An 11502-nucleotide genomic window follows, 5' to 3' on the forward strand; every position below is an offset into this window, starting at 1 on the left:
CTGTCGCTTAACTTGGCATCACGGGGTTAGACTGACCGCCTGGCAACGGCGCCATCGTTCAGTCCCCTCGAATCACCGCGAAAGGCACTCACGTGGCCAACTTCCTCTTCAGGCTGGGGCGCGGCAGCGCGCGCCGGCCGTTCATCGCCATCGTCGCGTGGCTTGTCGCCCTCGCCGCAGCCGCGGCCGGCTTTCTCGCCTTTGGCGGCACGCTGACCGACTCGTTCTCCATCCCCGGCACCGCGAGCCAGGAGGTGGCGGACCAGCTGGAGGAGAATATCGATGGCACCGGCGGCGCGACCGCACGGATCGTGTTCCAGTCTTCCGATGACACCGAGCTCACTGCTGACCAGCAGGCGCAGATCTCTGCCGCGCTCGCCGAGGTCGAGGGTTTCGATGCCGTCGCCTCGGTGATCGACCCGTACGCCACGCAGGCACAAATGGCCGAGCAGCTCGCTCAGATCGAAGCTGGCCGCGAGCAGATCGCGCAGGGCGAAGCCCAGCTCGACGAAGGCCAGTCGCAGCTCGACGCTGGCCTCGAACAGTGGGAGGCAGGCCAGGCTCAGCTCGACGAGGGTCAGGGACTGCTCGACGAGGGCCAGGCCCAGCTTGACGCTGCCATCGCCCAGGCCCAGGAGGCCGGCCAGTACGAGGCGGCCAAGGCGCAGTTCGACGCCCAGCAGCAGCAACTCGACGCGCAGCAGGCGGAGATCGACGCCCAGCAGGACCAGCTCGATGCGGGCCTGGCGCAGCTCCAGTCGCAGCAAGCGGAACTCGACGCCGGCCGCGAGGAACTCACGGTCCAAAGCGAGCAGCTTGAGCTCGGCGCGCAGCTCGCCGACAACGCCTCGTCGATCCGCGCCGTGTCCGAAGACGGCACCACCGCGCTCGGCGCGGTCACCTTCCACGAAGACATGCTGACCCTTGCGCAGGAGGACAAGGACGCGGTCATGGAGTCCTTCGAGTCGGCCCAGCTGGACGGCATCGAGACGTTCTTCTCCGCAGAACTGGCCACCGAGGTCTCGGGAATCCTGGGCGTCGGCGAGATCGTCGGCGTGTTCCTCGCGCTCGTCGTGCTGTTTGTCATGATGCGCGTGGCGTGGCCCGCGCTCACCCCCATCATCACCTCGGTGGTGGGCGTCGGCGTCGGCGTCGCGGCCTCGCTCGCGCTGTCGGGCACCGTCGACATGTCCTCGGTCACCCCGGTGCTCGGAGTCATGCTCGCGCTCGCGGTCGGCATCGACTACGCGCTGTTCATCATCAACCGCCACCGCCTGAACCTCAAGCGCGGCCTGGACATCCATGAGTCCATCGGTCTGGCCACCGGCACCGCGGGCAACGCGGTCGTATTCGCGGGCACCACGGTGCTGATCGCGCTCCTGGCGCTCAATGTCACGGGCATCCCCTTCATTGGCGTGATGGGTAGCGTCGCGGCGTTCTGTGTCGCGATTGCGGTGCTCGTTGCCGTCACGCTCGTGCCCGCCGTGCTGGGCCTGATTGGCATCAAGGCCATCTCGCGCCGCTCGCGCGACAAGATCGGCCAGGCCATGGAGCCCGAGGCTCCGTACACGCCCATCAAGAACTCCCGCGCCTGGCTCCAGGTGCTCGCGGGCGTGGTGCTGCTCGGCGTCATCGCCATCCCGTCGTTCTCGATGCGTCTGGGCCTTCCCGCAGGCGACCAGGAGCAGCCGGACGCCACCGCCTACAAGGCATACACGGCCATCGACGCAAAGTTCGGCGAGGGTCTCAACGGCACGCTGGTGGTGACGGCACAACTGGAGCAGGCCACGACCGAGGACACCCTCCTCGCGACCCAGGTCGAGCTCGAGAACCTGTTCCTGGAGAACGACGATGTCGCGGCCGTCGCGCCCGCCGGGGTGTCCGAGGACGGCACGTTCCTGGCCTTCCAGGTGATCCCGAACGAGGGCCCCACCTCGGAGTCCACGGTCCAGTTGGTCCACGACCTGCGCGCGCTGTCGCCGCTCGACGACGGCAGCGCACTCGACGGCACCGTCCTGGGCGTGGCCGGCTCCGCCTCAGCGAACATCGACATCTCGGAGAAGCTCGATGAGGCCCTGCCCGTCTACCTCGCCGTGGTCGTGGGATTGTCGCTCGTCATCCTGATCGTGGTGTTCCGCTCGATCCTGGTGCCGGTCATCGCGACCCTGGGCTTTGTGCTCAGTCTGTTCGCCGCGTTCGGTGCGGTCACGGCCGTGTACCAGTGGGGATGGCTGTCGGACATCTTCGGGGTCCACTCCCCTGGTCCCATCCTGTCGTTCCTGCCGATCATGCTCACGGGCATCCTGTTCGGTCTCGCGATGGACTACCAGCTGTTCATCACCTCGGGCATGCGCGAGGCGTTCGTGCACGGCTCGAGCGCACGGGAGTCCGTGGTCGCGGGGATGCGGCACGGCCGCGCGGTCGTCACCGCGGCGGCCATCATCATGGCGTCGGTCTTCGGCGGCTTCGTGTTCTCCCACATCACGATGATTCGCCCCATGGGCTTTGGTCTCGCGGTGGGCGTGCTGTTCGACGCCTTCGTGGTGCGCATGCTGATCGTGCCGTCGCTCATGCACCTCGTGGGCGAGGGCGCCTGGTGGATGCCCAGGTGGCTCGACAAGATCCTGCCCAACGTCGATGTCGAAGGCGCGGCCCTGGAGCGCGAGCACCCCGTCCCTGCGACGGAAGCCCCCGAGCCCGAGACCGTCCCTGGGGAGGACGCGCAGCGCTAGTCGGGTCACCTAGCGTGGTCGCATGTCGATCGACCTCGCCAAGATCCGTGACTCACTGAACGCCCGCCACGATCGAGTTCTCGTCGCCGCCTCGCGAGACGGCGAGAGCCAGTGGCGGGCGTTCGGCGTTCCCGACAGGGCCGATGCGGAGGTCGGCTCGGTCTCGAAAGGCCTCACCGGGCTCCTCTACAGGGACGCGATCGAGCGCGGCGAGATCACCGAGGACCTCACGCTTGGCGATGCCCTCGACAGGCCCGAGGCGTCCTGGGCGGGCGTCACGCTCGGCTCGCTCGCCCAGCACCGCTCAGGCCTGCCCCGCCTGCAACCCGATGGCGGTGAGCGCTCGCAATGGACTCGCACGTGGCGCATGTGGAGGCGCGGCGAGAACCCCTACGGCGAATCCGTCGAGGAACTGCTGGACCTCGCTGCCGATGCACCACTGGGCAAACCGCGGTTCTCGTACTCCAACCTGGGTTTCGAACTGCTCGGGGCCACGGTGGCACGCCAGGCCGGGCTCACCTACGCGCAGGCCCTGCGCACCCGCGTGCTCGAGCCACTTGGCATGGCCGGCTCATACGTCCCGTCCAAGCCGTGCGACCTGACGGCCGATGCGCTTGCTGGCCGCTCGCGCGCAGGCCGCCTCCACGAGCCGTGGGTGGGCGAGGCCATCGGCCCGGCCGGCGGGGTGCGCGCCACCGCGCCCGACTTGGCCGCGCTGCTGACGGGGTTGCTCGAAGGCACCGCGCCGGGTGTGAGCGCCCTCGACCCGACCCATCCCGCGCAAGGGGCCTCGCGCATCGGCGCTGCGTGGCTGACCATCGCCGTCAAGGGTCACGAGGTCACCTGGCACAACGGGATGACGGGTGGCTTCGCGTCCTTCGTGGGCGTCGACAGAGCTGCGGGCGTGGGTATCGCCATGGTGTCGGCCACCGCATCGGGCTTCGACGCCGTGGGCATCAAGGCGCTCGAGCGCCTGCGCAAGGGCGAGGTGTAGCGAGCGCTACGCGGAGGCGGACCCGCGCGGGGCAGTGGAGGCCTCGGCGTCGTCGTCGCGTAGCATGGCGGCGAGTTCGTCGTCCGTCGCGTCGGCCACGGGTGCCTGCTCCACGGCAGCATCGGCGCCGTCGATGGCCTCGGTGACCACCGCATCGGCCGGGCGACGGCCAGCGATGAACGTGTACGCCATGGCAAGCACGATCATGCCGCCCGCGAGATTGCCCAGGCCCACCCAGAACATGTTGTGAGCGAAGTCAAGCCACGTCACGTCGACGCTTGAGCCACCCAGCACGCCCGCTCCGAAGATGGTCATGTTGGCGACCACGTGCTCGAATCCCGAGGCAATGAAGCCAAAGACGCCCCAGAAGATCACGATCGCCTTGGCGGACTCGGACTTCACGCGGCCAGCGGACCAGATCGCGACGCACACCAAGATGTTGCACATCACGGCGCGGAAGAACAGTTGCCCGTCGGTGTGGCTGAGTTTGAGCGTGAGAATGCCGTCGAGCATGCCGCCCGTCGCAGCGTCATTGAAGATGCCGGACTGGATGAGCACCCACGCGAGGATGAGCGAGCCAATGAGGTTGCCCACGAAGATGAAGGCGAGCGTGCCCGCGGCCTGGAGCCACGAGATGGTGCGGCGCATCGCGCCAATGGGCAGCACCATCATCGCGGAGGTGGCGAGCTCCGAACCCGCAAACACCACGAACGTCAGCGCGATCGCGAACACCGCTCCCGAGACAAGGCGGGTCGCCGGCTCACCCGCGACAAAGAACGGTCCCGCCGCGGAGAACATCACATAGACGCCGCCGCCGACCCACAGGCCAGCGAGCATCGTGGCGACCAGGAAGCGCCACGGCTTGCGCGTGGCGGCGACCTTCTGGGCGGCGGAGTCGGCCTGCAGCGCGACGGATTCGGGGATCGAAAGCATGGACACGACGGTAGGCGCGCCTCACGGCGTGTCGCGGAGACTTTGGTCCGGGGCGAGACGGAACTAGTCCGCGCGGCGCAGGCTCATGGCGCGCTGCGCCTCGCGGTCGTCCTGCTTCTGGCGCAGGGCCTGACGCTTGTCGTACATCTTCTTGCCTCGACCGATACCGATCTCGATCTTGACCTTGCCCTTCACGAAGTACAGCCGCAGCGGCACGATCGTGAAACCCTTCTCGCGGGTCTTGATCAACAGTTCGTCGATCTCGCCGTGGTGCAGCAGCAGCTTGCGCTTGCGACGCGGCGCGTGGTTGGTCCACGTGCCCTGCACGTATTCAGGGATGTGGACGTTCTCGAGCCACACCTCACCGTTCTCCACGTGAATGTAGCCGTCGCCAATCGCGGCGCGACCCATGCGCAGAGCCTTGACCTCCGTGCCTCGCAGCACCAGTCCGGCCTCATAGGTCTGGTCAATGAAGTAGTCGTGGCGAGCCGACCGATTGGTCGCGATCACCTTGACGCCGTCAGCCATGACTCACCTCCTCGACTCGTGGGCTGCGTGGGCCCTGCCATGCACAGACGCGAGGTATGAGTGTAGGCGATATGCGCATCGGCCGTATGCCAGGGCCCTCACCCCCTCACGCCGTCAGCGTTAGGGCAGGTAGTTCATGGGGTTGGTCACCTGGCCGTTGACGTAAACCTCGAAGTGCAGGTGGCAGGCCGTCGACGAGCCCGTGTTACCCGAGTACCCCACCAGGTCTCCCCGTGCCACCGTCTGACCACTACTGACCGCGTAACGCGACAGGTGGTTGTAGTTGGTGATGAGTGACTTGCCGCCCACGTAGCCATGGTCGATCAGCACCTGGTTGCCGTAGCCGGCCCTCCACGTCGCCCACTCCACCGTGCCACCGCGCGCGGCGTAGATCGGGGTGCCGCAGTACGCGCGGAAGTCGGTGCCCGCGTGCAGCTTCGAGTAGCCGTAGATGGGGTGGATGCGCCAGCCGAAGCTCGACGTGATGTAGACGTTCTTCGTGGGGTACGCGAGCGAACCCTTGCCGAGCTTGTTTGAGTTGTTGGCGTTCTCGCGGTCCGCAGCTTCCTGCTCTGCCTTCTTGCGAGCCTCTTCCTCGCGCTCGAATGCCGCGGCCTTCTTCTTGTACAGGCTCAGCACGTCGCTGCGCAGCTTCTCCTGGAGACGCTCGTTCTCCTCCTGCTGCTTGACGAAGGTCGCGCGCTGGCTCTCGAGGTAGGCCTTGAGTTCCTCTTGCTGGTCGACGAGGGCGTCGACCTCTGCCTTGGCTTCGGCGGCCACGTCACGCAGCCCCTCAAGTTCCACCACGAGGGCGTCGGCCTCGACCTTGAGCTCGGCGATGTAGTCGCGCACCGCCACCTGGCGAGAGCCACGGTTGACGTTGACGGCGGCGATCTCGTCGAGCTCAGCGAGAGCGTGCGACTGCACCCGGGCGGCAGACTCTTGCGCCATGTACTCGTCGACAAACTCGCGCGCGTCGGAGGCGCCGAAGAGGATGCTGAGCGTCTGGCTGCTGTCCCCGCCCTTGTAGGTCTCGCGGGCGATGGCAGCGACCAGCGCCTCAAGCTCCGCAGTGCGCTCTTCGTCGGCGGCAATCTGGTCCGTGATGGCCTGGTCCTGAGCCTCGGCCGCCACCAGCTTGTCGGCGATGAGGCCCTGCTGCACCACGGCGGCCTCGACCTTCTCATTGGCGGCGTCGAGAGCTTCCTGCAGTGCAGGCAGCTGCTCATTGAGCTTGGTGAGCTTGGCGTTGGCCTCGACGATCTTCGCGTCGGTGTCCTCGAGCGCGTGCTCGATGGCCTCCGCCTGCTTCTGCGCGGCGGCGCGATCGTCTTCCTTGGCGTCGATGTCGTCCTGGTAGTCGTCGGACGACTTCTGTTGGACCTGCTGGGACGTGCCACCCATGGCCACGGCGGTGCCGACCGCGATGCCGGAGAGGACTGCACCCATAAGAATGGCTGCGACGATGAGCGACAGGCGCCGACGGAGGATCATGCGCGCGTGTACTTTCCGAGCGTCACGAGCGAGGCGAACGCCGCCAGACCCACCGCGATCAGGATCAGCCACGGCGCGACGGTCCACACGTCTTCGCGTCCCACGTAGTCGACCCACGCGATCGAGCCGGTCAGCCAGTCCTCGATGAGGTACTTGGCCGCAAGCCACAGTCCGGTGATCGCGAGCAGGGCGCCCGCGGTAGCCGCGACCGCGCCTTCGAGCATGAACGGCATCTGAATCAGGCTCTTGGAGGATCCGACCATGCGCATGATCGTGGTCTCGCGTCTACGGCTCAGCGCGGACAGGCGGATGGTGGTCGTGATGAGCAGGACGGCCGCGAGCATCATGACGGCGGCAAGCCCTGCGGCCACAAACGTCGCGGCGTTGAGGAACATGAACAGCTGGTCGAACACCTCGCGCTGGTCCTTGACCTCCTCGACGCCCGCCAGGCCCGCGGTCGCATCGGCGACCACTTGGAACTGCTCGGGGTCGGTGAGCTTGACGCGGAAGACAGGGCCGAGTGCGGACGGTTCCACCTGAGAGAACGCGCCCGTGTCGTCGGCCGCGACGATGTTCTCGTAGACCTCTTCGCGCGTCTCGTAGTAGACCTCGTCCACGAGGCTCGCGACGGAGCCCTCCTCGAGCACCGCGCGAATCTCGTCCTCTTGCGCGGTGGTGACGCCGCCGGAGGCGCACTGCTCGTACAGGGAGTTCTCTGGGCACAGGAAGATCGACACCTCGACCTTGCCGTACCAGGCGTCCTTGAGCTGCTGGACCTGCATCTGGGTGAGCACGGCCGCGCCCACAAAGGTCAGCGACACGAATGTCACGAGCACCACGGACAGCGCCATGGTGGCGTTGCGGCGAAGGCCGTTGAAGACCTCGCCGAGGATGAACTTCAGACGCATCAGACCGTCTCCAGCCCGTAGACGCCGCGGTCCTGGTCACGGACCAGGTGACCACCCTTGAGCTCGATGACGCGCTTGCGCATCTGGTCGACGATCTCGTCGTCGTGGGTGGCCATCAGGACCGTGGTGCCCGTGCGGTTAATCCGGTCCAGCAGGCGCATGATGCCCACGGACGTGCCGGGGTCAAGGTTTCCGGTGGGCTCGTCGCACAGCAGGATCGGGGGCCGGTTGACGAACGCGCGCGCGATCGCGACGCGCTGCTGCTCGCCGCCCGACAGCTCGTGAGGCAAGCGCCGTTCCTTGCCCGCCAGGCCCACGAGCTCCAGCATCTCGGGGACGTTCTGCTCGATCTCACGCCGGCTCTTGCCGATCACCTGGAGGGCGAAAGCCACGTTCTGGTACACGGTCTTGTTGGGAAGCAGGCGGAAGTCCTGGAACACCGCGCCAATCTCGCGTCGCAGGTGCGGCACACGCCAGCTCGACAGCCGGTTGAGGTGCCTGCCGGCAACGTAGACCTCGCCAGAGGTGGGCCTTTCCTCACGCAGGATCAACTTGAGGAACGTGGACTTGCCGGACCCGGAGGAGCCGACGAGGAACACAAAGTCCCCTCGCTCGATCTCCACCGAGACGTTGTCGAGCGCCGGCCTAGCACCGCGGGTGTAGACCTTGCTGACGTTGTCGAGTCGAATCATGCTTCCAGGCACGGGGGGTTGGTGACCCGCGCTCACAGCAGAGTAAGAAGGCCGCCGGGCGTTCTCCCGCAGGCGCGCCGGGCTGGGCGTGGGAGATCTGTCACACGCTCTCAGGCCTGAGAACGCCCGATCCGCCGGTTCAGTCCTGCTGCGCCTGCTGCTGGCGGCGCCACCTGATTCCGGCGTCGATGAAGCCGTCGAGTTCGCCGTCGAACACCACCTGAGGGTTTCCTACCTCGTAACCGGTGCGAAGGTCCTTGACCAACTGCTGGCCGTAAAGGAAGTACGACCGCATCTGGTCGCCCCAGCTGGCCTTGATGTCGCCGGCCAGTTCCTTCTTCTGTGCCGCCTCTTCTTCCTTCTTGAGCAGCAGCAGTCGGGACTGCAGCACTCGCATGGCGGCGGCGCGGTTCTGGATCTGGCTCTTCTCGTCCTGCATCGACACCACGATGCCGGTGGGAAGGTGCGTCAGGCGCACCGCGGAGTCGGTGGTGTTGACCGACTGGCCACCGGGACCGGAGGAGCGGAACACGTCCACTTTGATCTCCGACTCGGGTACCTCGATCGAGTCAGTCGACTCAATCTGCGGAATGACCTCAACCGCCGCGAACGAGGTCTGACGCTTGTCGGCAGAACCAAACGGGCTGATGCGAGCCAGTCGGTGCGTGCCGGCCTCGACCGACAGCGTGCCAAAGGCGTACGGGGCGTTGATCTCGAAGGTCGCGGACTTGATGCCCGCGCCTTCAGCGTAGGAGGTGTCGAGCACCTTGGTGCCGTAGCCGTGACGCTCGGCCCAGCGCAGGTACATGCGCAGCAGCATCTCGGCAAAGTCGGTGGCGTCGTCGCCGCCAGCGCCCGAGCGGATGGTGACGACGGCGTTGCGCTCGTCCCATTCCCCGGTCATGAGGGTGCGCACCTCCATCGCGGACAGGTCGGCGCGGAGCTTCTCCAGCTCAGCGTCAGCCTCCGCGAGGGTGTCCTCGTCCTCGCCCTCGATACCGAGCTCGACCAACACCTCGAGGTCGTCGATACGCGATCCCATGGCGGTGACGCGGTCCAGTTCAGACTTGGTCGCAGACAATGCGCTGGTGACCTTCTGCGCGTTGTCCTGGTCATCCCACAAGTTCGGGGCGGCCGCCTGCTGCTCAAGGTCAGCGAGCTTGTCCTGAAGGGCGGCGGGGTTGGTCACCGCCTCGATCTGGGTGAAGGTCGCGCGCAGCGCGGAGATCTCTGCAGGAAAGTCGGTAGCCACGACAGCCCAGTCTAGTCGCGCGCCGAGCCTGTGTTCCCGGCCCACCCCCGGGGTTCGCGTAGACCTGGCCCATTCCCCGCAGTCGGCCGCGCGCTGCGCGTAGATCTGGGTGCGCACGCACCCACACCACTTCTATGCTCGGATCCATGACCGGTGAAGGTGACAACGCGGCAACGCAACCCGACCACAGCGACACCCACCGCTCGCGCACCGTGCAGCGCACTCTGTTGTCGCTGACGCTGCCCGCGCTCATCATCGGCGTGATGACGGGCGTGCTGCTGTGGGGCATCGACGAGGTGGCGCTGGTCCTTGAACACGCACTGTGGGAGCACATCCCTGAGCGGCTGGGCTTCGCGGCAGACGCCGGCTGGTGGATCATCGCGGTGCTGACGGCCACCGGTGCGGCCGTGGGCCTCACGCTGCGCTACGCACCGGGCCACGGCGGCCACGACCCCGCCAAAGTCGAGCTGATCGCGCCACCCCTGCCCCTGATAGCACTTCCTGGTGTCGCGCTGACCCTCATCCTGGGTCTCGCGGGCGGCGTGAGCCTGGGCCCCGAGAGCCCCATCATCGCGATCGCCATCGCGCTTGCCGTGTGGTTTACCAGGCGCTTCGCCAGGCAGGTCACTGTCGATGCCGCGCTGATGATGGCCGCAGCGGGCATGCTGGGCGCAATGTTCGGCTCCCCCGTGGCCGCCGCGCTACTGCTCACGGAGATCGTTTCTGCTGCCAAGCGTGGCGGCCTGCTGTGGGACCGCCTGTTCGCACCCGTCGCCTCCGCTGCCGCCGGAGCGCTCACGGCGCAGGCGCTCGGAGTCTCGATCGCCATGCCCATGTCCGCTGACTTCGACCAACTCAACGCTGTGCAGCTGCTGTGGGCCGTGGTCGCAGCGCTCGTCGCCGCGGGCATCGGCATTGCGGGCGCGTGGGCCATGCCCCACCTGTGGAGGCTCTTCCGCCGTTTCCGCAACCCGATCCTTTACGCGACCCTCGGCGGCCTGATCCTGGGCGTGTTGGGAGCCATCGGCGGTCCACTGACGCTGTTCAAGGGCGCCGACCAGACCATCGACCTCATCGGCATGGCTGGCGACCTCACGGGCTGGCACCTGCTGGTGCTGGCGCTCGTCAAGATGGCCGCCCTCACCGTGGCTGCCGCCGCGGGCTTCCGCGGTGGCCGCATCTTCCCGGCGGTGTTCATCGGCGCCGCGGCGGGCCTCGCCGTGCAGTCGCTGCTGCCCGACCTGCCCATCATGGTCGCCGTCGCCTGTGGCGTGCTGGGCACCGTGCTCGCGGTGGGTCGCGACGGCTGGCTTGCGTTGTTCATTGCCGTCGCTGTGTCCGGCGAAATCGGCATGTTGCCAGCGCTGTGCATCGTCATGCTGCCGGTATGGCTCATCGTCACCGCGAGCCCCGAGATGCTCGTCGAGGACGAGGCAGACGAACTCGACCCCCACGACGTCAAGGCCGCCTAACCCCCCTCTGACGAGTCAAATGGATCCATTTGACTCGTGAGAGCGGCAGGAGGGCCGATGCGGTGGTCCCCCGCGCATCGGCCCGTCACCGGGGCCGGGACGGGTATCAGGCGCGCGCCGAGGCGCCCACACCCGTCCTGACGGGTATCAACAGGAGGGCCGATGCGCGAGCCGCTCCCGCTTCGGCCCCGCGCCCCGGCACGTCGCGAGAGCCGCACGGGCATGGAAAGGCCCCGGTGCTGTGAAGGGCGGGTTCTAGCGATCCCCGCAACACCCTGACTTCAGGGAGTTGCGGGGATCGTGTCGTTTGAGGAGTTGAAAGCTCAGTTCTTCGCGGAGTTGGAGCGGTCCGAGGGGACGATCAGTGACGTAGCCGGGAGAGTCGGCGTCAACCGGCATACGGCGTATGGCTGGTTGCGCAAGGCGGGCATGTGTGGCGTGGGTCGACCCGGCAACGGTCCACATCCGCGTCGTGGTGAGTACGAGAGAATGCGCGC

The 11502-nt window shown here is 67.1% G+C and carries 9 protein-coding genes; 3 read left to right on the top strand and 6 right to left on the bottom strand.

What is annotated here, in order from left to right; all coding sequences use genetic code 11:
• The first annotated feature begins 92 nt into the window (after window positions 1–92).
• Together ACK5NO_RS03710 and ACK5NO_RS03715 are read left to right on the top strand one after the other, a co-directional pair.
• Window positions 93–2732, top strand: a complete 2640-nt coding sequence (locus ACK5NO_RS03710) for an MMPL family transporter (RefSeq protein WP_416811319.1) — start codon at window positions 93–95, stop codon at window positions 2730–2732.
• Between the two features lie 22 nt (window positions 2733–2754).
• Window positions 2755–3726: a serine hydrolase domain-containing protein gene (locus ACK5NO_RS03715; RefSeq protein ID WP_416811320.1), complete on the top strand. Its 972-nt coding sequence runs from the start codon at window positions 2755–2757 to the stop codon at window positions 3724–3726.
• Window positions 3727–3732: 6 nt separating this feature from the next.
• On the opposite strand, the gene ACK5NO_RS03720 is transcribed toward ACK5NO_RS03715, so the two are convergent.
• From ACK5NO_RS03720 to prfB, 6 genes are all read right to left on the bottom strand, one after another.
• Window positions 3733–4659, bottom strand: coding sequence for a formate/nitrite transporter family protein (locus tag ACK5NO_RS03720; protein ID WP_416811321.1), 927 nt, complete (start codon window positions 4657–4659; stop codon window positions 3733–3735).
• Window positions 4660–4722: 63 nt separating this feature from the next.
• On the bottom strand, window positions 4723–5187 hold the full coding sequence (gene smpB / locus ACK5NO_RS03725) for an SsrA-binding protein SmpB (RefSeq protein WP_416811322.1): 465 nt from the start codon (window positions 5185–5187) through the stop codon (window positions 4723–4725).
• A gap of 120 nt (window positions 5188–5307) precedes the next feature.
• Window positions 5308–6681, bottom strand: a complete 1374-nt coding sequence (locus ACK5NO_RS03730; RefSeq protein WP_416811323.1) for a peptidoglycan DD-metalloendopeptidase family protein — start codon at window positions 6679–6681, stop codon at window positions 5308–5310.
• Window positions 6678–7589 (bottom strand): permease-like cell division protein FtsX, encoded by a 912-nt coding sequence (gene ftsX / locus ACK5NO_RS03735; RefSeq protein WP_416811324.1) that lies wholly within the window; start codon window positions 7587–7589, stop codon window positions 6678–6680. The genes ACK5NO_RS03730 and ftsX overlap by 4 nt, the downstream gene beginning before the upstream one ends.
• Window positions 7589–8281, bottom strand: coding sequence for a cell division ATP-binding protein FtsE (gene ftsE / locus ACK5NO_RS03740; RefSeq protein ID WP_416811330.1), 693 nt, complete (start codon window positions 8279–8281; stop codon window positions 7589–7591). The genes ftsX and ftsE overlap by 1 nt, the downstream gene beginning before the upstream one ends.
• Window positions 8282–8420: 139 nt before the next feature.
• Window positions 8421–9533, bottom strand: a complete 1113-nt coding sequence (gene prfB / locus ACK5NO_RS03745) for a peptide chain release factor 2 (RefSeq protein WP_416811325.1) — start codon at window positions 9531–9533, stop codon at window positions 8421–8423.
• A 146-nt stretch (window positions 9534–9679) separates the two neighbouring features.
• On the opposite strand from prfB, the gene ACK5NO_RS03750 reads away from it, so the two are divergent.
• Window positions 9680–11005 carry an ion channel protein gene (locus tag ACK5NO_RS03750; RefSeq protein WP_416811326.1) on the top strand — a complete coding sequence of 442 codons (1326 nt, stop codon included), beginning with the start codon at window positions 9680–9682 and terminating at the stop codon, window positions 11003–11005.
• Window positions 11006–11502 lie beyond the last annotated feature (497 nt).

The sequence above is a fragment of the Demequina sp. genome (assembly GCF_047975725.1).
Taxonomy (GTDB): Bacteria; Actinomycetota; Actinomycetes; order Actinomycetales; family Demequinaceae; genus Demequina.

Bases quoted from the DNA above. Each gene is read 5' to 3' on its own strand.
- ACK5NO_RS03730 (WP_416811323.1), bottom strand. From the start codon at position 6,681: ATGATCCTCCGTCGGCGCCTGTCGCTCATCGTCGCAGCCATTCTTATG.
- ftsE (WP_416811330.1), bottom strand. From the start codon at position 8,281: ATGATTCGACTCGACAACGTCAGCAAGGTCTACACCCGCGGTGCTAGG.
- ACK5NO_RS03715 (WP_416811320.1), top strand. From the start codon at position 2,755: ATGTCGATCGACCTCGCCAAGATCCGTGACTCACTGAACGCCCGCCAC.
- ftsX (WP_416811324.1), bottom strand. From the start codon at position 7,589: ATGCGTCTGAAGTTCATCCTCGGCGAGGTCTTCAACGGCCTTCGCCGC.
- smpB (WP_416811322.1), bottom strand. From the start codon at position 5,187: ATGGCTGACGGCGTCAAGGTGATCGCGACCAATCGGTCGGCTCGCCAC.
- ACK5NO_RS03750 (WP_416811326.1), top strand. From the start codon at position 9,680: ATGACCGGTGAAGGTGACAACGCGGCAACGCAACCCGACCACAGCGAC.
- ACK5NO_RS03720 (WP_416811321.1), bottom strand. From the start codon at position 4,659: ATGCTTTCGATCCCCGAATCCGTCGCGCTGCAGGCCGACTCCGCCGCC.